Source organism: Spongiactinospora sp. 9N601, assembly GCF_044326295.1.
GTDB lineage: Bacteria > Actinomycetota > Actinomycetes > Streptosporangiales > Streptosporangiaceae > Spongiactinospora > Spongiactinospora gelatinilytica.
Genome location: NZ_JBIRBB010000001.1, coordinates 465,287 through 489,010, shown reverse-complemented (window position 1 = coordinate 489,010; position 23,724 = coordinate 465,287). Strand labels below are relative to the sequence as shown.

The window sequence follows — 23,724 nt, the reverse complement described above, 5'->3', positions numbered from 1 at the left end:
CAGCCTATTACCGGCGATCTCCTCGCCGGTGCGGCCCCTCCGTCTCGGCGGCGTCGGCGCCGGGCAGGGGCAGTACCGCGGTGACGAGCGTCCCGCCCGCGGGCGGAGAGGTGATCGAACACGTCCCGCCCAGCTCGGCGGCGCGCTCCCGCATCGAGGAGAAGCCGACCCCCGGCCGCAGGCCCGTGGGCAGCCCGCCGCCGTCGTCGCCGACGGTGACGACCAGCGCCCGGCGCCGCTCGCAGTGCCGCAGCCCGACCGCGGCGGCGCTCGCCCCCGCGTGCTTGCGCACGTTGGTCAGCGCCTCCTGGACGATCCGGTAGGCCGCCACCTCGACCGCCGCCGGCAGGCCGGAGGGCAGGTCCTCGGCGGTGACGGTGGCGGCGAGGCCGGTCTCGGCGGCCAGCGCGCGCACCGCGCCGGCCAGCCCGAGGTCGTCCAGGGACGGCGGACGCAGGCCGTACACCAGCTCGCGGATCTCCTGGCTGACCGTGTCCATGCCGGTGCGCAGCTCGCCGAGCAGCCGGTCGGCCGACTCCGGAGATCCGCGCAGCGACGCCCTGGCCAGCGTGATCGACATCGCCATGCCGGCCAGCGCCTGGCCGAGACCGTCGTGCAGGTCGCGGCGCAGCCTGCGGCGTTCCTCCTCGCGGGCGGTCAGGATGCGCTCTCTGGAGCGCTCCAGATCCGCGGCCATGATCACGGCGTGCGCCACGTCCGCGACGTACGGCGTGACCGCCGCGACCAGCCGCTCGTTGTAGGCGGCGGCGAACCGGCGCGGGCCGGGCGGGCCGAGCAGCATGCGTCCGACCGGCTCCCCGTGCCAGATCAGCGGCACCCGCCGGGGCGCCGGGCCGGTCTCGCCGGCCTCGGCGGTGCCCGCCTCGCCCAGGTCCACCGCCACCCCGGTCACGCCCAGCGCCTCGCGCACCGAGGTGGTCACGGCGGCCAGCGCGCCGCGCGGGTCGCTCGCGCCGATCTCGCTCACCAGGCGTCTGGCCAGCTCGCGCGGGTCGCCGTGCCTGCCGTACAGCAGCAGGTCCATGAGCCGGCGCAGCCGGGTCAGCACCGGCCGGAACAGCGCGCCGGTGACCAGCGCGGCGACCGGCCCGGCCACCGCGTCATAGCCGGTGACCAACATCCCGGCCAGGGCGGCCACGCCGAAGTAGACCGCGCTCACGACCACGACCAGGCCGGTGGCCACCACGGCGCGGCTGACCACGGTCTCGATGCCGTACAGCCGGTAGCGCAGCACCGAGAAGGCCATGGCCACCGGCACCAGGCCGGTCCACAGCGAACCGGGCAGCCAGAAGTCCTCACCCGCAAGCAGGAACGCCACATAACCCGCGAACGTCGCCAGCGGCCAGGCGATCTGCCGCCGGATCGTCGCGTCGCCGTGGGCGAAGCGCAGCCCGAGGGCGAGCAGCGCGCAGACGACGGCGGCCATCGTGCCGATCTTGGTGATGGCCTGGATCGTGTGGTTGTAGGGGGCCAGGGCCTCCAGTGCGATCGGGTTCGGGATGATCTGGGGGAACGGGTAGCCCGCGGCGGACGGCGTGGGCCGTACGGCGGTGCGGGCGGCCTCGACCAGCGTCACCGCCACGGTGAACACCAGTACCGGCCGCCAGCGGTGCGAGGGCAGCCGGCCGTCGGGGGAGAAGAGCGGCAGCAGCACGGCCAGCGTGGAGCCGCCGAGGGCCCAGGCCACCGTCCCGATGATCCGGAACCAACCGGCGGCGTCCATGCCCCCCGCCGAGGCGTACGCCGAGAGCTGCGCCGAGCAGAACACGTTCACCGCGCAGAGCAGTCCGCCGACCAGCATCAGCCAGCCGATCACCAGGCGCGGGCGGCGGGCCACCAGGTAGGCCCCGGCCAGCGGGAACATCAGCCCGGCCGCGTGGTCGGGCACCAGCGGCGGATCGAGCCGCCAGCCGGGCGGCAGCGGCCCGGCGACGACCAGCGCGGCCACGGTCAGGCCCACCCCGCCGGCCGCCGCCGCGGCGGCCAGCGCGGCCCCGCAGCGGCGGATCGCGCTCACCGCGTACTGCCCGCGCGGCCGGCCAGCCCGGACTCATAGGCCAGGACCACGATCTGGGCCCGGTCGAACAGGCCGAGCCGGTCCAGCAGGTCGGCGACCGCGCCGCTCACCTCCGGCTCGGGCAGGCTCAGGGTCGCCGCGATCTGCCGGTCGGTCAGCCCGCGTGCGACCAGTCTGACCATGTCGAGGTGCCGGTCGGACAACCCGGCCAGCTCGGGGGGCGCGGCGGGGTCGGACCGGCCGGCGAAGGCCGCGATCAGCCGTGTGGTGACGGCGGGGTCGATCAGCGCGTCTCCGGCGGCGGCGGCGCGCAGGGCCGCGACGAGTTGTTCGGGCGGGGAGGTCTTCAGCACGAAGCCGCTCACCCCGGCGCGCAGCGCGGCGTACAGGTTCTCGTCGGTGCCGAAGGTGGTCATCATGATCACCTTCGGCGGGGCGGGCTCGGCCAGGATGCGCCTGGCGGCGGTCAGGCCGTCCAGGCGCGGCATCTGGATGTCCAGCAGCACCAGGTCGGGGCGGGCCGCGCGGACCATGCCGATGGCCTGCTCACCGTCCTCCGCCTCACCCGCGAAGGCGAGCCCGGGTTCGTTCTCCAGCACCACACGCAGGCCCACACGGACCAACGCCTGATCGTCGGCGACCGCGACGCGCAGCTCTCCTGCGGCGTTGTGGCCGGACTGGTCCCCCGGCACCGCGCGCGGGCCCATGGGGGCCTGGTCGGCGACCGCGAGGCCGTTCTTCCGTGTGGAGGCGGGTCCGGGTTCGTTCTCCGGCACCGCGCGCAGGCCCGTACGGGCCCGCGCCTGATCGTCGATGGCTGCGAGGTCGGGTTCGTGCTCTGGTACGGCGTGCAGGCCGGTGGGGGCCGCGACGCGGAGGGGCGGGGGCGGGGTGGTGTCGAGGTGGGGGGCCTGGGCGAGCATGTCGGATTCCAGGCGGCGCAGTGTGGCGGGCAGGTCCAGGCCCAGTTCGTCGCGCCACAGGCCGCGCGCCCGGCGGACGGCGGCCAGCGCGTCACCGTGGCGGCCCGCCCGGTACAGCGCCAGGGCCAGCAGCCGCCACGCCTCCTCGCGCATCGGGTGGGCGGCGGCGTGCGCCTCAAGGTCGCCGACCAGCGGCGCGGAACGGCCGATGGCGACCCCGGCCGCGGCCCGCCGTTCGGCCGCGAGCAGGCGCAGCTCCTCCAGCCTGGCCGCCTCCGCGGCGGCCCACGGCAGGTCGGCGAACTCGGCCAGCGCCGGGCCGCGCCACAGCCCGAGCGCCGTCTCCATCAGCTCCCACTCGCCCGCCGGGCCGGCCTGCTCCGGCGACTTCACCAGGGCCTCGAACCGCCACGAGTCGACCTGCCCCGGCTCGGCCCGCAGCGCGTACCCCGGCGGCGCGGACACCAGTACGCCCGCCTCCCCGCGCGGGGCGCGGCCCGGCTCCAGCGCGCGGCGCAGCCGCGACACGTAGCCCTGGATCGTCGCGAGCGCCTGCGCCGGGGGCTCGCCCGGCCACAGTTCGCCGATCAGGGTGCCGACGGGTACGGCGCGGCCCCCGGCGACGACGAGCCGGGCGAGTACCGCCCGCTGACGCCGCCCGCCGAGGTCCAGTACCGAGTCACGATGGGATGCCCGAAAGGGCCCGAGAACCTGAAAATTCAACATTTCAGCCGTAAGCGTAGGGCCGGTGTGCCGTGGCCGATATGGCAACTTCCACCAGCGTTGTCCTGCGTACCTGCCTGCCGGGACCTGTGGCGGGCGGGCATGTCACGGCACGCTACGCCGAGCCGATCTCCAACGGATCAACGGCCGGTTGCCGCGGTCCGGGGTTTCGGCCCGATCACCGCCCGCCGGACCCGAGGCGGAAACGGCGGATTCGGCTAGAGCCTCATCCTTGCCGCTAACCTGGTGCACATCGGGCGCCGGCCGTACAAGCGCTGGTCGTAACGTGTGTGAAACACGAAGCGGGCAGACTGGAAAGCGACCGGAGCGGGTTTTCGGGCACCGCGGCGATAGGAGATGCCTTGGACCGCCAGCAGGAGTTCGTTCTTCGCACCCTGGAAGAGCGCGACATCCGGTTCATCCGGTTGTGGTTCAGCGACGTGCTGGGGTTCCTCAAGTCCGTGGCCATCGCCCCGGCGGAGCTGGAGGGCGCGTTCGCGGAGGGCATCGGCTTCGACGGCTCGGCCATCGAGGGGTTCGCCCGCGTCTACGAGTCCGACATGCTGGCCAAGCCCGACCCCTCGACCTTCCAGATCCTGCCCTGGCGCAGCGAGAGCCCGGGCGCGGCGCGCATCTTCTGCGACATCCTGATGCCGGACGGCTCGCCCTCCCACGCCGACCCCCGCTGGGTGCTCAAGCGCGCCCTGGCCAAGGCGTCCGACATGGGCTTCAGCTTCTACACCCACCCCGAGGTGGAGTTCTTCCTGCTGCGCGGCAGGCCGGAGCCCGGCGTACGCCCCCAGCCGATGGACGACGGCGGCTACTTCGACCACACCCCGCACAGCTCCGGGCACGACTTCCGGCGCAACGCGATCATGATGCTGGAGTCGATGGGCATCTCGGTGGAGTTCAGTCACCACGAGGGCGGCCCCGGCCAGCAGGAGATCGACCTGCGCTACGCCGACGCGCTCACCACGGCCGACAACATCATGACGTTCCGGCTGGTGATGAAGGAGGTCGCGCTGGAGCAGGGGGTCTGGGCGAGCTTCATGCCCAAGCCGTTCACCGAGCACCCGGGCTCGGGCATGCACACTCACATGTCGCTGTTCGAGGGCGACCGCAACGCCTTCTACGAGCCGGGCGCCGAGTACCAGCTCAGCAAGATCGGCCGCTCGTTCATCGGCGGCCTGCTGCGGCACGCCGCCGAGATCACCGCGGTCTGCAACCAGTGGGTCAACTCCTACAAGCGCCTGTGGGGCAGCTCCGAGGCCATCGCCGGCCAGGGCGGCGAGGCCCCCTCCTACATAAGCTGGGGACACAACAACCGCTCCGCCCTGGTGCGCGTGCCGATGTACAAGCCGCACAAGAGCGGGTCCACCCGCATCGAGTTCCGCTCCCTCGACTCGGCCTGCAACCCCTACCTGGCGTTCGCGGTGATCCTGGCCGCCGGGCTGAAGGGCATCGAGGAGGGCTACGAGATGCCCCCGGGCGCCGAAGACGACGTCTGGGCCCTCACCAGCGCCGAACGACGCGCCCTCGGCATCGCCCCGCTGCCCCAGTCACTGGACGAGGCCATCGTCGCGATGGAACGCAGCGAACTGGTCGCCGAGACCCTCGGAGAGCACGTCTTCGACTACTTCCTGCGCAACAAGCGCTCCGAGTGGCAGGAATACCGCCGCCACGTCACCGAATACGAACTAGGCCGCTACCTGCCGGTGCTATAAGTGCTGGTCAGGCCGGTGAAGAACCTTCGTACGTCGGTATCGTGGGCGGTGGGCCGTTCCAGGGGGAGGAAGTTGCCGCCGTGGTCGAGTTCGGCGAAGCCGGCCGGGGACACTGCCGCGTTCCTTGGGCTGCCAGGCGGCAGGGGCGTGGTCGGTCTCGTAGTGGAAGTCGGCGGATGAGCCTGCGGTGCCGGTGAACCGGTAGAGGCTGACGTTGGTCAGCAGGGCGTCGCGGCCGACCGCGTCCTCGGGGAGTTCGGCGGGCGGGTGGACTGGACGGCGTTTGAAGTCCATCATCTCCTGGCGGAAGTGCTCCAGCCGGGCCAGTCGCTGCTGTTCCGGCCCGGTCAGGACGGTGCGTTCAGCGGGGTCGCCGGAGGGGAGGGGGATGCGGCCGTTGCCGTGGACGCCGATCGGCCGGTCCGGGGTCAGGCGGGCCACCTCCAGGGCGATGGCCGCGCCGCCGCCGGAGCCCTGCGCGCCGTACCGGTCGTGGCCGAGGCGGGACATCAGCTCGGTGAACGCGCCTGCGATCCTGCCGCTGTTCCGGCCGGGCGCGGTCGGCGGGCCGGAGAAACCGACGCCCGGCAGGTTGGAGATGACCCGGTGGCGGTCGCGCGAGAGCGGCTCGACGACGTAGGGGAAGATCGTGAACGAGCCGGGCCGGTCGTGGGTGGGCAGCGGCGTGCGGGCGTGCGCGAAGTGGTGGGTCTGCCCGTCGATCAGCGTGGCCGAACTGGGGGCAGCTCGTTCAGCGCGGCCTCCTGGGCCCGCCGGTCGAAGCCGTCGGCCCAGTGGCCCGGGAGGTCCCTCGGGTAGCTCGCAGGGACGCTCCGGCTCCAGCCCTGGCCCCAGACCATTCCAATCGAAGGGCCGCCCGTTCAGGCCGGCTTTCTGGCCGTCCAGACGTCGCGGTTCGAGCGCACGGTGAGGTCGTCGCGGTGGAGCACGCTCTGTGGGCCTTCGCCGTCGATGAGCAGGTCGAGGACCGACAGGTCATCGGTGTCGACGGGCGTCTCCAGGGTGGCCAGGCCGGTGCGGATGCGGCGCAGGGTCAGCAGGGCGTAGCGGCGGGTGGACTCGGGGAGCGGGGGGCGCAGGTCGATCTCGAACTTCCGGTACGCCTCGACGGCGAACCCCGCGGCCGTGAGGAGCGGCGCCCAGTCCGCGCCGCGGTAGGGCATCGTCTCGTTGTGCCGCCGATCCAGCGCGGCCCGGCAGCGGGCCTCCAGGCCGGGGCGGCCGACGCCGAGGTCGTCGGGCAGCAGGCGCGGAGGGCCGTCCCGTTCGACGACGGCCAGCAGGCCGCCGGGCCGCAGGGCGGCGTACGCCTGGCGCAGCGCGTGGGCCGGGTCGGCCATGTGGTGCAGGGACGCCGACGCCCACACGAGATCCACCTCGCCGACGGCCGGCCATGTCGCGTCCAGGTCGGCCGCGACCGTGCGCACCCGGTCGGCCCGGTCGAGATCACGGGCCTTGTCACGCAGGTGGGCCAGCAGGTGAGGTTCCTTGTCCAGGGCGATGACCTCGGCGTCCGCGAAATGCCGCAGCAGGGCGAAGGAACCGGTGCCGGTCCCGCTGCCGACATCGAGGATCCTGCGCACGGGCGCGCCGCCCGCGAGTCCCGTGAGGTCTGCGAGCCAGGCGGTCAGCTCGGCCAGGTGCTCCTGGAAGATCTCCGCGTCGAGGTCGAGCAGGAGGGCCGTGTCGCCGTTCTCCGGGCCGAAGGAGAGAGGGGCGGTGTGCGGGTGGTGGTGGTGAAGTGCGTGGTCCGTCATGCTCGCGACCCTACGTCTGTCTTGCGCAGGCAGCATAGGCTCTTGCGTATGAAGCAAGAAGGCGAGGATCTGGACGGCCTGGTGCGCAAGCGGATCAGAGGGCTGCGGGCGGTGCTGGGCTGGTCGCTGGACGACCTGGCGGCCCGCTGCTACCTGAGCCCGTCCACGCTGAGCCGGATCGAGACGGGCCACCGGCGGATCGGCCTGGACCAGTTGACCGTGATCGCCCGCGCGCTCGGCACCACGCTGGACCAGCTCGTGGAGTCCGTCTCCGACGACGATGTGGTGATCAGGCCGCGCCATGACGCCAAGCGCGGGGTCACCACCTGGAGCCTGAGCCGTGACCCGAGCATCACCGTGGCCAAGATGCGGATCACCAGGCCGGCCCCGGCGAGCGCCGCGGAGCTGAAGGTCCATCCCGGCAAGGACTGGATCATCATCCTGTCGGGTGTCCTGGTGCTGATGCTCGGTGAGCGGCGGATTCTGGTCGAGCCGGGGCAGGGGGCGGAGTTCTCCACCATGATCCCGCACGGGTTCGGGGCGTACGACGGGCCGGTGGAGGTCATCGGCATCTTCGACCCCGACGGGCGGCGCACCCACCTGCGGCCCGGCCGCTGACGGCCGCCCGGAGACCGGAGGGACGGCCCCTTTCGGCCCGCACCACGGACGTTCGATAAAGTCAATGGTTCATTACCTGATCAAGCATTCACCTTTACCAGGTGTAGGGGGGCAGCACATGACGGCACCGGCCGAACTGCGGACGGTGGTCACGGTACCGGCCCGTTACCGGGGGCCGGAGACGGCCGCGAACGGCGGCTGGATCGCCGCGGTGGTGGCCGGGGCGCTGGGCGAGGCGGCGAAGGAGGCGCCGGTCGAGGTGACCTTGCACGCTCCCACGCCGCTGGACACCGAGTTGACCCTGGTCCACCACGGCAACGCCGTCACGCTGTGCCAGGACGGCGCCGGCCTGGTCGAGGCCATCCCGGTCGCCGAACCGCTCACCGAGCCGGGGTTCGTGCCGTTCAACGAGGCGGCCAAAGCCGAGGAGGGCTTCGCCGGGCTGGACGGGCACCCGTTCCCCGAGTGCTTCGTGTGCGGGATGCGCGAGCCCGGCGACGGCCTGCGGATCTTCCCCGGCCCGCTGCCCGGTACGGCCGGCCTGCACGCCGCGGGCTGGCGGGTGCCCATGAGCGTCACCGACGACGACGGCGTGGTGCCCGTGCCGGTGGTGTGGGCGGCGCTGGACTGCGTGAGCGGGTGGGCGAGCATGCGCGAGGGGGAGCGGGCGCTGCTCGGCCGGCTGACCGCCCAGGTGTACCGCAGGGTCTACCCGGGCGGCGCGTACTCGGTGGTCGGCGCCCCGTTGCCGGGCACAGCGGGCAGGGACGGCCGCAAGCTCACCGCGCACAGCGCGATCTACGAGACCGACGGCACGCTGGTGGCGGTGGCCAAGGCGGTGTGGATCCTCCCGCGAACCGCCCAAGATCCCCAATAAAGCCCGTTTTCCCCAATAATGGGGGATATGGCGATAACCATTGTCGAGCACCAGGCGGAGGCGCCCGCCGGACCCCTGGCCGGCTGGCTGACCGAGGCCGGGGCGGACCACACGGTCGTCCGGCCGTACCTCGGCGAGCCGGTGCCCGCGCGAGCCGGCGGCGGCCTGATGGTCCTCGGCGGCTCCGCGTCCGCCTGGGAGGACGAGGTCTGCCCCTGGCTGCCCGCGACCCGCGACCTGATCGCGCGCTGCGTCGCCGATGGCGTGCCCACCCTGGGCATCTGCCTGGGCGCCCAGCTCATGACCATCGCCTGCGGCGGGACCGTCGAGCGCGGCGCGGCCGGCCTGGAGGTGGGTCTCACCGCGCTCATCCCGCTCCCGCAGGCGGCCGGCGACCCGCTGTTCGGCGGGCTCGGACCGGCCGTCGCGGTGCAGTACCACCAGGACGCCACGACCGTGCCGCCTCCCGGGGCCGTGCCGCTGCTGACCGGCGAGCGTTACCCGCACCAGGCGTACCGGCTGGGCGAGGCGGCGTGGGCGGCGCAGTTCCACCTTGAGGCCGACCACGAGATCTTCGCCCGCTGGACCAGCGCCACCGCGGACGCCTTGGCGGACGCGGGCCACTCGCCCGGCGAACTCGACGCCGAGGTACGGCGGGAACAGGACCGGCTGACCCGGACCTGGCGGCCGGTGGGCCACGCGTTCGCCGGACTGTGCCGGAGCCGGTCAGGTGTGCGAGAAGTGCAGGAGTCCCGCCGATGATGGCGTGATCACGCACCGGAACCGCTGAGGACGCCGCGCGCCTCTAAGGTTTACGCTGTGCGACGACGCCCCGGCGACGCGGTGCCCCCCGGCTTCGACGACGGGCGGGCCGGTTCGCGTAGCGCGGAGTCCGCCCCGTGCGCTGACAGAGGGACGGTGATGACGGTGCCCCGCATCGAGACGACCGCGGGGAAGCTGGCGCGGCTGGGTTTCGCCGACGCGGCGCGGGCCGGGCGGCTGCTCGCCGAGCTGGGGCCGCCCGCCGCCGACGACGCCGATCTGCTTCGCGACCTGGTCGCCGTGGCCGACCCCGACCTCGCGCTGGCCTCGCTCAACCGGCTGGCCGAGCGCGACCCCGGCGTCCTTTCCGAGCTGCGGAGCGACCCGGGGCTGCGCGGGCGGCTACTCGGGGTGTTCGGCGTCAGCGCGGCCCTCGGAGAGCACGTGGTACGCCATCCCGGCCACTGGAGGGCGCTTTGCGGCCCGCCCGCCGTACACCCTCCGGCCAAGGACGAGGCGCGCGATGACCTGCTGCGCGCCGTAGGCGCCGACCCACGGGCCGCCGAGCCCCGCGCCGCCGGCGACGCCACCGAGACGCTGTCCGCGCTGCGCGTCGCCTACCGGCGCAGGCTGCTGTGCCTGGCCGCCAGAGACGTCACCGGCCTGGCCCCGCTGGCCGAGGTCACCGCCGAGCTGTCGGAGCTGGCCGGGGCCGCCCTGGAGGCGGCGCTCGCCATCGCCAGGGCCGGGGTGGGCGAGGCGGCCGGCCAGGTACGGCTGGCCGTGATCGGCATGGGCAAGTGCGGCGCGCGCGAGCTCAACTACATCAGCGACGTTGACGTCGTCTTCGTCGCCGAGCCGCGCGACGGCGTGGCCGAGACCGAGGCGCTGGCCGTCGCGACCCGGCTCGCTCAGGCGACGATGCGCGCCTGCGGCGTGAGCACCCCCGAGGGCGCGCTGTGGGAGGTCGACGCGGGGCTGCGCCCCGAGGGCCGCGCCGGGCCGCTGGTCCGCACCCTGGGCAGCCACCTCGCCTACTACCGGCGCTGGGCCAAGACCTGGGAGTTCCAGGCGCTGCTCAAGGCGCGGCCGGTCGCCGGAGACGCCGCGCTGGGCGCCGAGTACACCGCCGCGGTCGGCGAGCTGGTCTGGCAGGCCGCCGCCAGGCCGGGCTTCGTCGAGGACGTGCAGGCCATGCGCCGCAGGGTCGAGGCGCACGTCCGCGCCGACGAGCAGGGCCGCCAGCTCAAACTCGGCCCCGGCGGGCTGCGCGACATCGAGTTCGCGGTCCAGCTTCTCCAGCTCGTGCACGGACGGCACGACCCGCTGCTGCGCCGCCGCGCCACCCTGACCGCGCTCACCGCCCTGTCGCGCGGCGGCTACGTCGGCAGGGACGACGCCAGGGCGCTCGCCGAGGCGTACGCGTTCCTGCGGCAGGTCGAGCACCTGCTCCAGCTCCACCGGCTGCGGCGCACACACGTCGTGCCGGAAGACCCCGCCGCGCTGCGGCGGATCGGCCGGGCCCTGGGCATGACCACCGACCCGGTGGGGGAGTTCACCGACCGCTGGAAGCGGCACGCCATGGAGGCCAGGCGGCTGCACGAGAAGCTGTTCTACCGGCCGCTGCTGCAGGCGGTGGCGCGGCTGCCGGGCGAGGAGGCCCGGCTGTCGGCCGCGGCGGCCAGGGCAAGGCTGGAGGCGCTCGGCTACGCCGACCCGCAGGGCGCGCTGCGCCACATCGCCGCCCTCACCGGCGGGGTGTCCAGGCGGGCGGCGATCCAGCGCACCCTGCTGCCGGTGATGCTCGGCTGGTTCGCCGACGCGCCCGACCCCGACGCCGGGCTGCTCGGCTTCCGCCAGGTCAGTGACAAGCTGGGCACCACCCCCTGGTACCTACGGCTGCTGCGCGACGAGACCGCCGTGGCCGCGCGGATGGCCAGGCTGCTGGGCACCAGCCGCTACGTGACCGGGCTGCTGCTACACGCGCCGGACGCGGTCGCCATGCTCGGCGCCGACGCCGAGCTGTCGCCGCGCCCGGCCGGGGCACTGGCCGCAGAGGCCGCCGCCGCGGTGGCCCGGCACGACGACGCCGAGAGCGCCGTCATCGCGGCGCGGGCGCTGCGCCGCAAAGAACTGTTCCGCACGGCCGTGGCGGACCTCGTGGGGGTCCGGGACATCGAGCAGGTGGGCATGGCACTGTCCGAGCTGAACGACGTCACCATCGCGGCGGCCCTTTCCGCCGCCGTCGGCAAAGTGGCCGCCGACCTGGGCGGGGCGCTGCCCACCCGGTTCGCGGTGATCGCGATGGGCCGGCTCGGCGGGTTCGAGTCGTCCTACGCCAGCGACGCCGACGTGATGTTCGTCCACGAGCCGCTGCCCGGGGCGGCGGAGAAGGACGCGACCGACGCGGCCTTCGCGGTGGCGAACGAACTACGGCGGCTGCTGGCCGTACCGGCCCCCGACCCGCCGCTGCACATCGACCCCGACCTGCGGCCGGAGGGCCGCCAGGGGCCGCTGGTGCGCAGCCTCGCCTCCTACGCCGCCTACTACGCGCGCTGGTCGTCCCCCTGGGAGGCGCAGGCGCTGCTGCGGGCCCGGTTCTCGGCGGGCGACGAAGGTCTCGGTGCCCGGTTCACCGCCCTGGTCGATCCGCTGCGCTACCCGCGCGGCGGCGTCTCGGCGACCGGGCTGCGCGAGATCAGGCGTCTCAAGGCCCGTATGGAGGCCGAACGGCTGCCGCGCGGCGCCGACCCCGCGCTGCACACCAAGCTCGGCCCCGGCGGGCTCGCCGACGTGGAGTGGGTCGCCCAGCTCATCCAGCTCGGGCACGCCCACGCGGTGCCCGGCCTGCGCACCACCCGCACCCTGGACGCCCTGCGCGCCGCCGTGGACGCCGATCTGCTCGCCCCCGGCGACGCCGACACGCTGACCCACGCCTGGCGCTTCGCCTCCCGCGTCCGTGACGCGATCATGCTGGTCAAGGGCAGGGCGGCCGACTCGATTCCGGTCGGGCTGCGCGAACGCGTGCTCATCTCCCGCGCGCTCGGCTACCCGCCCGACGCCTCAGAGGACATGCTGGACGACTACCGCAGGGCCACCCGCCGCGCCCGCCGGGTCGTCGAACGCGTCTTCTACGGCGACGGCGCCTGACCGTCGCCTTCGCGGGACCCAATGTCGCCGAACCCGTTGCGGGCGGTGGCGGCTGCGTGTATCAACGGTCCGGGTGATCCACATTGATATCTATTTACCTGGACTTGGCGATCGGCTCGGCCGTCGCCTTCTTGTTACTCTCGTTACTGGTCAGCGGACTGAACGAGGGCGTCGTCAGGCTGCTGTCGATCCGCAGCAAGTTCCTGTGGGCCTACCTGCGCGACACGCTCGACGGAGTCCCTGGCGGCAAATCCTGGATTCCCAAGCGGATCCGCGACGTCTTCATCCGCCTGCCGTTCGCCGAGGACCCCCGGCCCCGGCACACGCCCGAGCCCGCGCCCGCGGTCGTCGCTGCGGTGCCGCAGGCCGATGCGGACCGGCGCGGCGAGCCCACGGACCTCACCGGGCACCTGTACGAGCGGCTGCGTGAGATCGACCATCCCAAGCGGGGCCGCACCAGCATCGCCACCATCCCGCCGCAGAGATTCGCCCTGGCGATGATGGAACTGGTCTCGGCCGACCCCAAGGGCGTGCCCGGCCTGCTGGAACGGCTGAACGCGATGGGCAGCCCGCTCTACGGCCACCTCAGCGGCGTGTGGCAGAGCGCCGCCAACGACCTGGAGCGCTTCCGCAAGGGCACCGAGGAGTGGTTCGACGGCGAGATGCAGCGGCTCACCATGCTCTACCGGCGCTACGTGCGCTGGGTGGTGGTGTCGCTGTCGCTGCTGGTGGTGCTGCTGTTCAGCGTGGACGCGCTGGAGTACGGCAAGGCGCTGCTGCGCGACCACGCGTTCCGCGCGGGCGTGGCGTCGATCGCGACCGGCGGCTCGGAGGGGCTGGCCGCGCTGAAGCAGCGCTGCACCGCCACCGGCGAGTCGGCCGACCCGTACGTGTGCGTGACCGAGACCCTCAGCTCGCCCGCCATGGTGCAGATCTTCGAGCACTCGCTGGTCAGCATGCGGATGCCGCCGGACGGCGGGAGCCCGGCCGTGTCATGGAACATCGAGACGTGGGCGCGGCGGCTGATCACTCCCGGGCACTGGCCGGGATTCCTGATCTCGCTGGTCGCGCTGCTGTTCGGCGCGCCTTTCTGGTGGGACGCGCTGCGCCGGCTGACCGGCTTTCGCGGCCGGTTCACCAAGTAGCCGCGCTACCCCGGCCGGGGGCGGCGAAGTACCGGGGCGCGCGGGCGGCGTTCCGAGCCACCGGACTTCGCCGCCGCCCCGATCCGGTGCAGGATGCGCCGCCTGCGCCGGTTGCGCGACTGGGCGCGGTGCTCGGCGTCGAACAGGTCCAGCAGCCGGTCCAGGTGGACGAGCACCTCGGCGTGCAGCCGCCACTCGGCCGACCGCGCGGAGATCCACGGCGCGAGCGCGTCGGCGAACTCGTCGCGCCGCCGCCGCCCCTCGGCGAGGTGGCTGCGCAGCGCCTCGTCGTAGGCGCGCACGTCGCGGACCACCTCCGAGCGCACCAGCAGGCCGAAGGCCCGCATGCACTCGGAGACCTCGCGCAGCGCCGCGCCGAGCCGGTCCCTGGCCTCGATGGCGTAGACGCCGCCGTCCTGCAGATGCTGGCGGTCGGCCAGGGACCGGGCCAGCCCGCGCAGGTTGACCGCCGAGTACTCCAGCGTCTCCAGGCCGCTGCGCAGCGCGGTGCCCATCGGGTGCAGGCCGCCCGCCCGGGGATTGAGCCGCAGACTCTCCTCGGCGCGGCTGAGCGCGCCGTCGGTGCGCTGGATGTCGCGGCCCACCTGCCGGGCGTCGCGCAGCAGCGCCGGGAAGTCGGGGCCCTCGCCCTCCCTGGCCGCGCGGTACTCGCCCGGCCACAGCCCGTCGGCCAGGCGGTCGGTCAGCTCGCCCAGCCGGCAGCCGAGGTCGCCGATCGCCTCCTGGGCGGTCTCCAGGTGGACCGGAGAGGCGATCAGCCCGGCCAGCAGCCCCATGCCCGCCTCGACCAGGGTCTCGAAGACCCGGTCGGCCGCGCCCGCCGGGGTGGCCGCGCCCAGCGCGAAGATCAGCATGGCGCTGATCGGCACCTCCAGGATGTGGTCCCCGAGCCGGGCGGTGTAGCCGATGACCAGCGAGGTCGCGATGGCCAGCCCGAGGGTCCACCAGGTGAACCCCACGGTCGCCGCCAGCAGGACGGCGATCAGCACGCCGACCACCACGCTGGCGATCCGCTGGATGGCCGACCTGATCGTCTGGTACAGCGTGTACTGCACGACGAGCAGCGCGGTGAGCGGCGCGAGCAGCGGTTTCTCCGCCAGCGGGAGCACCAGGGCGACCAGGTAGGCGGCCACCGCCGTCACCGTCAGGCGGATGATGAAGACGACCGTGGGCTGCGCGCGCCGGGTGGCGAGCAGGACGGGTCTGACGCGTCGGGACGTCTGGGCGAATTGCGGCATCACCGGAAACAGAGCTAGCGGACGGGGCGATTCGGAGAAGCGACGCCTGCCCATCGGGCCGCCGGGTATGCCGGTTCGTCCCGGTATTTAGCGCTGCTTTACCCGTACCCGGTCGCGATGGGTCAGGGGTTGGCGTACCTCAGGATGACGTCGCCGTGGCAGGCGGCGTCCAGGTCGCACGTGCACACCACGTCCAGGCCGCCGGCGCGCCTGCGCAGCTCCTCGATGGTCGTGGGCGGGCGCCCAGGGGCGCTCACGACGCCTCCGGCGAGCAGGTCGCGCTCATACAGCCCGGCGGCCTCCTCGGCGGTGTACGGGCCGTACGGCCGCACCTTGTACGGGTTGCCGAACCTCGACGGCCGGGTGATCACGACGGAGCCCGGCGGCTTGTGCCAGCCCTTGAGCCGGTGGCGCGGCGGCTTCTGGTAGCGGCGCGGCATCGTGTCCCCCTCCCCGGCGGCGCAACCCCGGCACACCCCTACCCGCCCTTTGGGCCCAGCCACGCCCACGGCCCCGCGCCGCCTTCAGGACACGGGACCACCGTGCCGATGACCTTAGCTCGTCTATCCCAAGCTGCCGGTCAAGACCAAGGTCAAGCCGATGGGTCTGATGTCGTACCTCGCCGACGATCCCAGCATGATCGCGTTTTGACGGACCGGGCGGAGGTGACCACTCTGCCGCTACAGAAGGGGGCGTCTTCGTGTCTCAGCTCATGCGGATGGCCGGGCCGGTGCGGACGCTGCCGACTCGCGACCGGTGGGCACTGCTCACCTCGGACGGCCAGATCGACGTGTCGTCCATCCTGCTCCGAATGCTGCGGATTCCTGAGCTCCGGCGTGCCCAGTCGTTCCCCGACCACCATCAGCTCGACGCCGGCACTGCACGCGACAAGGTGAAACTGATCGGTAACGCGGTCCCGCCGCCCGATAGCGGTAACGTCATCTGCCCAGCCGCGGCGGCGGGGCAGACTGCGTTGTCAGGCACTGTTGCATGGTCTTCCGTCGCGAGCCCGTGATCGGGCAGACCCGGAGCTCGCGGCCTGTCTCGTCGACGACCTTCCTGCGTCCCAAGGGCCGTTCGAGCAGGACGGGCACTTCGACGCCATGGAGGATGTCGAGCACGGCCGGCGGCCACAACTCGTCCCGCCACATCTCCAGCAGCGTGCGCCCGGGGGGCGGGCAGGCGTCGCGAAGCACTATCCGAAGCCGAACACTTGCCTCGGACTCGACGGCTTCGACCTTGTCGGTCTGGAGACATGCCGAGTCGCTCGCCCCGCCGAAGACCTGCAGGATGAGGACCCGTCCTTCCACCATGACCGTGTTGATCCGCCCGGGAAAGGGCGGTTGGACCGGCCGGGACTCCCGCATGCCGGCCACCATGGAGACGGCGACGGCCAGCACCAGGAGGCAGCACATGCGCCACAGGAAGGACGGGCCCAGGGGGTTCATTTCTTGTAGACGTCCTTACCGACGGCCTTCATCACGTCATGGATGTCGGTGAAGTAGTTCACGCAGGTGGACTGGATAGGCTTGCCGTCGGCACTGTTGCTGCCGTGGTGGATGCCCTTGGCCACCACGAATCCATCGCCCTTGCGGAAGGTATAGACCGGAGCGCCCGAGTCGCCCCCGATCGTGCACCGGCCGGATTTCTTACCGACCTGAACCCAGCGTGTCGTGCTCGTCGACTTCGAGCTCTTGATCTTCCAGGCGATGTCGGTGACCTTGAAGCGGCAGATCTGACCGTTGGACAGGGTCTCCGTATTCTGGCTGGCACCGCCGACGCAGTACTGGTCTCCTTCTCGCGCGGGGACCGAGAATCGCCCGCCCACGAATTGCTTTTCTGTTGAGTCCCTGCCACCGATGAAGATGGTGGGGCTGGTGACCCGGCCGAGTACCGTCTGCATCAGGGACACGTCGCCATAATAGGTCGGCTGGTTCGGCAGTTTGATCGTGCCTTGACCGGCCACCCAGTTCGTCCATTCGACGACACCGGCGCTCGTGATTCCGCCAGATACAACGCAGTGCCCGGCGCTCACCATGAGGTTGTCGGCCGCAGTCCCCATGGCGAATCCGGTCGTGCACCCGTTGAATGGGGTGCCGTCGGGCTTGGAAGAAGTGAACGCCGAGCCGCCGTTGAGCTTCCCCGTGTCATTCTGTCGACTGTCCGGGGCGGCGGAGGGGGAGGTAGAGAACGTCGTGCCGACGTCCAGTTGCGGTCGATCACTGTCCGACCGCAGCCAGATGGCGACGTTGTACGTGCCGTACCGGTCCGCTAATGCCTTACGCAGCCCTGTGGAGGCGTCGGTGGACTGCACCACGACCAGGTTGCGTTCAGGCCAGATCTGGGTGGCGAACAGCGCGGTTCTCGCCGGGATCGTCGCGTCCAGATCGAACACCTGGTCGGTGATGTTGTCAAGCGCCTGATAGCTGTTGGCGACCTCGGCATACCGAGGGGTGATCGAGTACGGAATTTCCGCGGCGGGCACCGCGGCGGTCTTGGCGGCCGGTGCGTCCTCGTTCTCGAACCCGATCGAGAGGGTCTCGTCGGCGTCGCCGTTGTCCAGCGCGGTTCCGGTCAGCACCTGGCTCGCGGTGTCCCTGCCCGCCGGCGTCGCGGGAGCGACGACGCGCCCGCTGACCGGGTCGAAGTAGGGCGGGGCCAGCGTGGTGGCGTTGGCCTTGGCGCGGTTGTCGGCGCTGGACAGCGCGTGCACGTTCTCGGCGGAGACCGGTAGCGTGTCCAGCTTCCAGTCCACAGGCGCGGTGAACACCTCCACCCCGTCGGCTCCCGCCGGGTACAGAACCTGAGGTGCCGGGACCGGTTCCGTGACGACCGTCAGCTTCGGCGCCTCGATACTGGGGTCGGAATGATCAGAGGAAGCGAGCTCACGGAAGTTGTCGAACTCGTTGGCCTCGTTCGGCTCCTGGAGTGACAGCCCGTAGTTGGGGCTGCCGCTCGCCCAAGCAGCGGCGATGTCCTTGACAGGCCAGTGGAGTGTCCCTCTGCCGCAGTCGCTGGCGTAGGACTGGGTGACGATCGTCGCGCCCTCGGTGGTCGTGGCCGGCTTGTTGGCCCAGGTGAGGTTGTACGGATCCCAGCGGCTGGTGATCCGCCGGGCCTGGATGCCGTCTCCGGCATCCCCGCAGCCGGGGCCGTCGGTGTTCACCACCGACAACTTCGCGTCGACGATGCGCTGGCCGGTGAGGGCGAGGGTGTCGAAGCGCAGCAGAACGCGGTTGCGCATGCCGAAGATGCCGCCTGTCATCAACAACGGCGACGACGGGTCACCCGCGCCGCCCTCGTCGGAGACGTCCACGTCCGTATTCGCGGTCGTCGCCACCGAGCCGCTGATCGTCAAGGGGAAGGCAGCGGTGTCAAGCTTCGCGTTGTCCAGCGCGAACCGCAGGTTGTCGCCCGACCGCTCGCTCGTGAACGCGCCACGGGTCGATCTCACGGCTGTACGCGGTCCTGGCTTGGTGCGCAGGCGGGGCGTGGACGCGTGCAGGACGGTTCGCCCCTGGGCGTCGACGAGTTCCTCCTGTCGCTCGCCGAAGGAGGCGCCCTTGACCTGTATGGGAAGGGTGAGGTCCAGCGGTTTCACCGGACGGCGCTGAAGGACGATCTCGTAGGAGAATCCCGTCGCCGTAGCGCTGACCACGAGCTGGGCGGCGTCGCCCAGGTCGTACGTCGCCCGGTTTCCGGAGACCTGGGGGCGCGGAAGTGTGGTCGGCCAGGTCAAGGCGAGCGATTGGCCCGCCGCTGTCGACAGCTGAGCGAACGGTTCTGGCTTCCCGCCAGCCGTGAAGGAAAGGGGTGCCTTCACGAGTTTCGGCCGAAGAGCACCGTCCTTCTCGACGAGCCTCGTGTCAACCCAGGCCCACGCTCCGTTACTCTGCTTGAGTCGCACGGGCCGGGACCAGGTTTCGATGACCACCTGGCCGTCCTGCTTGCGGACCACTCGCCGGGATTCTGTGGCGGCGCCCAGGATCTCTCCTGGCGACTGCCTGGTCACGGCCGTCATGGAAATGGGTGAGGGGGTAGTTTGCTGTGCTTGGGCGGGCGGGGGGGTGAGAAGCGAGGCGGCAAGAGCCACGCCTGCCGTTGCGGCGAGAACTGGGCTTCGTAACAACCGTGTAGTACGCAAAGGGCAGTCTCCATGAAGATCCTGACAATCTTGAAAGTGCGGTGTGAGCGTAGATCACGAACGGCTGTGCGGCAAGATCAACGCTTAGTTATGCGTGATGACTGGAGCGTGGACTTCCACAGCATGGCCTGCCGTTATTTCCCCATGGCGTCAACGAGCGCCGGCTTCGAAAGGCCTGCATTGCTTGCCTCAAAAGATCACTTGCGGATTGCTGTCGGCATCGGCAGCTAATCTCGGCCCGTGAGGCCCGCGTAAAAGCTGACAACCTGCGCAGAGCGATCGCCGGGGGCTCTCGGCCTCGCACCTGGAATAGAAGGGGAATCCCTTTGCCGCAGGTTCCACTACATCATGACTCGTCTGCGCCCGCTGGGGATGCCTGAGCTGTCAGCAGTGCCTGCAAGTATGTCGACAAGCACGACGACCCCGCCCTGGAAATCGATCTTGGGGACGCTCTGCACTGGCGGTGTCGATGGCACACGCTGGCCACTATGGGCGGTTTGATGTAGCGGCCGGGCTCGAACCTGCGAAGCGTTTACTGCTCTAGATCCGGCTCGTCGAGGTACGCTTCGATGGCGTCATTGATGACGGCCTTGCCGTCCATCTGCTCCTGATGGCACGCGGCGGCGAGCCGCGCTCTGGTGTTGGGCTTGAGTCGTACCGCTGGTCGGCGGCGGGACGGCCTGCCGGTGTCCCAGGCGGCGGCTGGTTGGGGTCGCGCGGTACCTTGAGGTCCGCGTCGTCGGGCATCTCGGCCAGGATGGGCGGCTTGAGGGCAAGCGTGGGAGAACAGACGCTGCGCGCAGCAGGCGGCGAGCTGACGATCGCGAAACCGCCGTCAGCGCCCCCACCAGCGAAGAACGGCCCGGCACCGATTGCGGTGCCGGGCCGTTCTGCTCGGTCTCTGTGCGGTCAGACGTTGCTCGGCGACGATGAGCAGGAAAACCCCGCCGTCACACGTCGTAGTACAGCTCGAACTCGTGTGGGTGCGGGCGCAGGCGGATGGGGTCGACCTCGTTGGCCCGCTTGTAGTTGATCCACGTCTCGATCAGGTCGGGTGTGAACACGCCGCCCTCCAGCAGGAACTCGTGGTCGGCGGCGAGCGCGTCGAGGACCTCTGGCAGCGAGGCGGGCACCTGCGCGATGTCGCGGGCCTCCTCGGGCGGCAGCTCGTAGAGGTCCTTGTCCACCGGCTCCGGCGGCTCGATCTTGTTGCGGATGCCGTCGATGCCCGCCATCAGCATGGCCGCGAACGCGAAGTACGGGTTGCACGACGGGTCCGGCACGCGGAACTCGATGCGCTTGGCCTTCGGGTTGGAGCCCGTGATCGGGATGCGGACGCAGGCCGAGCGGTTGCGCTGGGAGTAGACCAGGTTGACCGGGGCCTCGTAGCCCGGGACCAGACGGTGGTAGGAGTTGACCGTCGGGTTGGTGAAGGCCAGCAGCGCCGGGGCGTGCCGCAGCAGGCCGCCGATGTAGTAGCGGGCGGTGTCGGACAGGCCCGCGTAGCCCACCTCGTCGTAGAACAGCGGCTCGCCGTCCTTCCACAGCGACTGGTGGCAGTGCATGCCCGAGCCGTTGTCACCGTAGATCGGCTTGGGCATGAAGGTGACCGTGTGGCCGTGCTCCAGCGCCGTGCTCTTGATGACGTACTTGTAGAGCATCATGTTGTCGGCCGTCTTGAGCAGCGGGCCGAACCTGAAGTCGATCTCCGCCTGGCCCGCCGTGCCGACCTCGTGGTGCTGCATCTCGACGTCGATGCCGACCTCGATGAGCTTCCTGACCATCTCCGAGCGCAGGTCGGTGAAGTGGTCCATGGGCGGGACCGGGAAGTAGCCGCCCTTGTAGCGGGGCTTGTAGCCGAGGTTGCCGCCCTCGGACGCCTTGCCGGTGTTCCAGGCGCCCTCGATGGAGTCGATGTAGTAGAAGCCGGCGTTCGGGCTGGTCTCGAAGCGGACGTCGTCGAAGATGTAGAACTCGGCCTCAGGGCCGAAGTAGGCGGTGTCGGCGATGCCCGTGCCCTTGAGGTACTCCTCCGCCTTGCGCGCGACGTTTCGCGGGTCCCGGCTGTAGGCTTCGCCGGTCAGCGGGTCGTGCACGAAGAAGTTGATGTTCAGCGTCTTGTGCGGGCGGAACGGGTCGATCACGGCCGTGGACGGGTCCGGCAGCAGCAGCATGTCCGACTCGTGGATGGCCTGGAAGCCGCGGATGGACGACCCGTCGAACATGAGGCCGTCGGTGAACACTCTGGCCCCGAAGTTCTCCACGGGAAAGGTGAAGTGGTGCGTCGTTCCCGGTAGGTCGGTGAACCTGACGTCGACGAACTGCACCTCTTCGTCCCTGATGAACTTCAGGACGTCGTCGGCTGAGCTAAACACTCCAAAACCTCCCAACGGCACAGGCTTGCAGTCCCGAACGTATGGCTGCGCCGTTTCCGACCCATGTCTCGCTTGTTTCGCACATGTTAAGCGGGCGGACATCGGCACAGGCGTCGGGTGAGATGCCGCACCGGCCCACCGGGCGGCTACCGTACAGATATGACCACCAGGCAGGGCCCCCGCTGGACGCAGTCGCTGCTGATCGGCATCCGGGGCGATGACTCTGACGCGCAGGGGAGCCGGCTCGGGCTGCCCGAGAAGGGCCCCGGCTCGGTCGCGAGCTGGCCCCGCAGGATCGGCGCGATCACGATCGACTGGATGATCTGCACCTGGGCCATCGCCCAGGGCCTGCTGCGGCTTCCCGCCATCGACTACCCGCTGGCCGGGCTCGGCGTCTTCGCCGTTACGTGCCTGCTGCTGATCGGCACCACGGGGATGACGTTCGGCATGCGCCTGACCGGCATCCGGGTCGCCGCGCTCGACGGCGGCAGGCCCGCGTTCGTCCCGGTCGTGGTGCGCACGCTGCTGCTCTGCCTCGCGCTGCCCGCCCTGGTGTGGGACCGCGACCGGCGCGGCCTGCACGACCGCGCGGCGGGCACCGTCGTGGTGCACCTCTGACCCGCGGGCGCGCTCACGCCTCGCAGGTGAAGATCGCGGTGCCCGGGATGAGGGCGCCGCGCAGCGGGCTCCAGCCGTTCCAGGCGCGCCGGTGGCCCTTGGGCCACTCGGGCTCTAGCAGGCCCGTCAGGCGCAGGCCCGCGCCCGCGATCAGGCCGATCCAGTCGCCCATCGTGCGGTGGTGCTCGACATAGGTCGGCGTGCCGTCCTCGGCCGTCTCGACGTACGGCCTGCGGTCGAAGTAGGAGCGGTCGGCGGTGAGCCCGCGCCTGCCCGGGTCGTCGGGGAAGGCCCACCGCACCGGATGGGTGACCGAGAACACGAACCGCCCGCCCGGCCGCAGCACCCTGCGCACCTCGCCGAGCACCGCCCCGGCGTCGGCGACGAACGGCAGCGCGCCGTAGGCCGAGCAGGCCAGGTCGAAACTCGCGTCCGCGAACGGGATGCGCCGCGCGTCGGCCTGCACGGCCGCCAGCCGTACGCCGCTCGCCTCGTCGATCCGCCGCGAATGCCGCAACTGCCGTGCCGACAGGTCGAACCCGGTGGCCTGCGCCCCCTGCGCGGCCAGCCACCGCCCGGCCTGCCCCGCGCCGCAGCCGACCTCCAGCACGCGCCGCCCGGCCACCTCGCCGAGCAGCCCCGCCGCGGCCTCGTCCAGTCCCTCGGGACACCACACGAAACCGACGTCGCGCAGGAACTCGCCGTGTTCGACCTGGTAGGAGTCGGCCGCCGAGTCCCACCAGCCGCGATTGGCCCGCGCGGTGGCCTCGGCCCCGACCTCGTGGTATCCGGCCGCCGCGGCCTCGGCCATCAACGGCCCTTCGGCCGGGGGCCACCGCCGCCGCGCGGCATCCGCACGTTGCGCGGCATCGGCCCCTTGGGCACCGGGATGTTCGTCGGCAGCGCCCGCAGCCGGGACTTGACCTCCTCCACCGCGGGCTTGCGCAGGTTGCGCGGCAGCTTCATCAGGTGGCGCTGCAACTTGGGCAGCGGGATCTGGCCCTCGCCGTCGCCGCACTGGACGTCGTAGACGGGCACCTCCATGGCCACCCGCTGGAGGCGCTTCTTCTCCGCCACCAGCATTCGCTGGACGCGCGAGCCGGGCCCTTCCGACACCAGCACGATGCCGGGGTAGCCGACGACGCGGTGGATCACGTCCTGGTCACGGTTGACCGCGACGGCGGGGGAGACGTCCCATTTGCCGCGCATGCTCTGGAGGATCGCCGCCGCCGCGCCGACCTGGCCGTCCAGCAGCCGGTACTGCGCCCGCTGGGCGAGCTGGCCGAACACGACCAGGCCCACGATCAGCGCAAGTGGGATGCCGAGCACGAGCATGTACCAGAACCAGCCGGTCACCACGCCGATCACGACGCACAAGGCGAACGTGCCCAGCGCGGCCGCGAAGACGATGGGCATCCCCTTGGGGTTAGCCTGCTGGATGATCTGCGCGATCATCCGGAGCTGCTTGATGCGCCCCGGGCGGTCTGCGGTCGCGGGGTCTGTGGGCTTCTTCGCCATGTTATGCAGCATACAAACGGGGGGCTGGTGAGATGAAAACGAGACCCCCGGCCCCCGCGCGGCGGCGGGGGC

The 23,724-nt window shown here is 71.5% G+C and carries 19 protein-coding genes; 8 read left to right on the top strand and 11 right to left on the bottom strand.

The features are described from left to right. Positions 1-7 precede the first annotated feature (7 nt). Complete coding sequence (locus ACH34R_RS02110) at positions 8-2,038, bottom strand: sensor histidine kinase (protein WP_397559565.1); 2,031 nt, start codon at positions 2,036-2,038, stop codon at positions 8-10. Beyond that, on the bottom strand, positions 2,035-3,687 hold the full coding sequence (locus tag ACH34R_RS02105; RefSeq protein WP_397559564.1) for a BTAD domain-containing putative transcriptional regulator: 1,653 nt from the start codon (positions 3,685-3,687) through the stop codon (positions 2,035-2,037). Before ACH34R_RS02105 ends, ACH34R_RS02110 begins: the two co-directional genes overlap by 4 nt. Positions 3,688-4,046: 359 nt before the next feature. Here ACH34R_RS02105 and glnA (ACH34R_RS02100) point away from each other — a divergent pair, with 359 nt between their 5' ends. Beyond that, on the top strand, positions 4,047-5,408 hold the full coding sequence (glnA, locus tag ACH34R_RS02100) for a type I glutamate--ammonia ligase (protein ID WP_397559563.1): 1,362 nt from the start codon (positions 4,047-4,049) through the stop codon (positions 5,406-5,408). Here glnA (ACH34R_RS02100) and ACH34R_RS02095 read toward each other — a convergent pair. Beyond that, positions 5,403-5,918: a hypothetical protein gene (locus ACH34R_RS02095; protein WP_397559562.1), complete on the bottom strand. Its 516-nt coding sequence runs from the start codon at positions 5,916-5,918 to the stop codon at positions 5,403-5,405. The genes glnA (ACH34R_RS02100) and ACH34R_RS02095 overlap by 6 nt on opposite strands. Positions 5,919-5,925: 7 nt before the next feature. On the opposite strand from ACH34R_RS02095, the gene ACH34R_RS02090 reads away from it, so the two are divergent. Further along, the gene (locus ACH34R_RS02090; RefSeq protein ID WP_397559561.1) at positions 5,926-6,048 is read left to right on the top strand and encodes a hypothetical protein; all 123 of its coding nucleotides are present in this window, start codon (positions 5,926-5,928) and stop codon (positions 6,046-6,048) included. A 241-nt stretch (positions 6,049-6,289) separates the two neighbouring features. On the opposite strand, the gene ACH34R_RS02085 is transcribed toward ACH34R_RS02090, so the two are convergent. Then, the gene (locus tag ACH34R_RS02085) at positions 6,290-7,186 is read right to left on the bottom strand and encodes a class I SAM-dependent methyltransferase (RefSeq protein ID WP_397559560.1); all 897 of its coding nucleotides are present in this window, start codon (positions 7,184-7,186) and stop codon (positions 6,290-6,292) included. A 48-nt stretch (positions 7,187-7,234) separates the two neighbouring features. Here ACH34R_RS02085 and ACH34R_RS02080 point away from each other — a divergent pair, with 48 nt between their 5' ends. The 5 genes from ACH34R_RS02080 (at position 7,235) to ACH34R_RS02060 (ending at position 13,738) form a co-directional block, all read left to right on the top strand. After that, entirely contained in the window at positions 7,235-7,804 is a 570-nt protein-coding gene (locus tag ACH34R_RS02080) for a helix-turn-helix domain-containing protein (RefSeq protein ID WP_111171134.1), read from the top strand. 118 nt (positions 7,805-7,922) lie between these two features. Next, positions 7,923-8,681 carry a hypothetical protein gene (locus tag ACH34R_RS02075; RefSeq protein WP_397559559.1) on the top strand — a complete coding sequence of 253 codons (759 nt, stop codon included), beginning with the start codon at positions 7,923-7,925 and terminating at the stop codon, positions 8,679-8,681. A 27-nt stretch (positions 8,682-8,708) separates the two neighbouring features. Continuing rightward, positions 8,709-9,443 carry a type 1 glutamine amidotransferase gene (locus ACH34R_RS02070; protein WP_397559558.1) on the top strand — a complete coding sequence of 245 codons (735 nt, stop codon included), beginning with the start codon at positions 8,709-8,711 and terminating at the stop codon, positions 9,441-9,443. A gap of 159 nt (positions 9,444-9,602) precedes the next feature. Beyond that, complete coding sequence (locus tag ACH34R_RS02065; RefSeq protein WP_397559796.1) at positions 9,603-12,593, top strand: bifunctional [glutamine synthetase] adenylyltransferase/[glutamine synthetase]-adenylyl-L-tyrosine phosphorylase; 2,991 nt, start codon at positions 9,603-9,605, stop codon at positions 12,591-12,593. Between the two features lie 131 nt (positions 12,594-12,724). Continuing rightward, positions 12,725-13,738 (top strand): hypothetical protein, encoded by a 1,014-nt coding sequence (locus ACH34R_RS02060; RefSeq protein WP_397559557.1) that lies wholly within the window; start codon positions 12,725-12,727, stop codon positions 13,736-13,738. 5 nt (positions 13,739-13,743) lie between these two features. On the opposite strand, the gene ACH34R_RS02055 is transcribed toward ACH34R_RS02060, so the two are convergent. From ACH34R_RS02055 to glnA (ACH34R_RS02035), 5 genes are all read right to left on the bottom strand, one after another. Further along, entirely contained in the window at positions 13,744-14,997 is a 1,254-nt protein-coding gene (locus tag ACH34R_RS02055) for an aromatic acid exporter family protein (protein ID WP_397559556.1), read from the bottom strand. Between the two features lie 122 nt (positions 14,998-15,119). Further along, a complete protein-coding gene (locus tag ACH34R_RS02050) occupies positions 15,120-15,437 on the bottom strand; it encodes a DUF4326 domain-containing protein (protein WP_397559555.1) in 318 nt (105 codons plus the stop codon). Positions 15,438-15,935: 498 nt separating this feature from the next. Beyond that, positions 15,936-16,445, bottom strand: a complete 510-nt coding sequence (locus tag ACH34R_RS02045; RefSeq protein WP_397559554.1) for a hypothetical protein — start codon at positions 16,443-16,445, stop codon at positions 15,936-15,938. Further along, a complete protein-coding gene (locus tag ACH34R_RS02040) occupies positions 16,442-18,955 on the bottom strand; it encodes a DNRLRE domain-containing protein (protein WP_397559553.1) in 2,514 nt (837 codons plus the stop codon). The genes ACH34R_RS02045 and ACH34R_RS02040 overlap by 4 nt, the downstream gene beginning before the upstream one ends. Positions 18,956-20,091: 1,136 nt before the next feature. Then, entirely contained in the window at positions 20,092-21,516 is a 1,425-nt protein-coding gene (gene glnA / locus ACH34R_RS02035) for a type I glutamate--ammonia ligase (RefSeq protein ID WP_111165775.1), read from the bottom strand. Positions 21,517-21,675: 159 nt separating this feature from the next. On the opposite strand from glnA (ACH34R_RS02035), the gene ACH34R_RS02030 reads away from it, so the two are divergent. Further along, positions 21,676-22,134 (top strand): RDD family protein, encoded by a 459-nt coding sequence (locus tag ACH34R_RS02030; protein WP_397559552.1) that lies wholly within the window; start codon positions 21,676-21,678, stop codon positions 22,132-22,134. A 13-nt stretch (positions 22,135-22,147) separates the two neighbouring features. On the opposite strand, the gene ACH34R_RS02025 is transcribed toward ACH34R_RS02030, so the two are convergent. Further along, entirely contained in the window at positions 22,148-22,945 is a 798-nt protein-coding gene (locus tag ACH34R_RS02025) for a class I SAM-dependent methyltransferase (RefSeq protein ID WP_397559551.1), read from the bottom strand. After that, positions 22,945-23,652, bottom strand: a complete 708-nt coding sequence (locus tag ACH34R_RS02020; RefSeq protein WP_111165772.1) for a DUF4191 domain-containing protein — start codon at positions 23,650-23,652, stop codon at positions 22,945-22,947. Before ACH34R_RS02020 ends, ACH34R_RS02025 begins: the two co-directional genes overlap by 1 nt. Between the last annotated feature and the right edge of the window lie 72 nt (positions 23,653-23,724).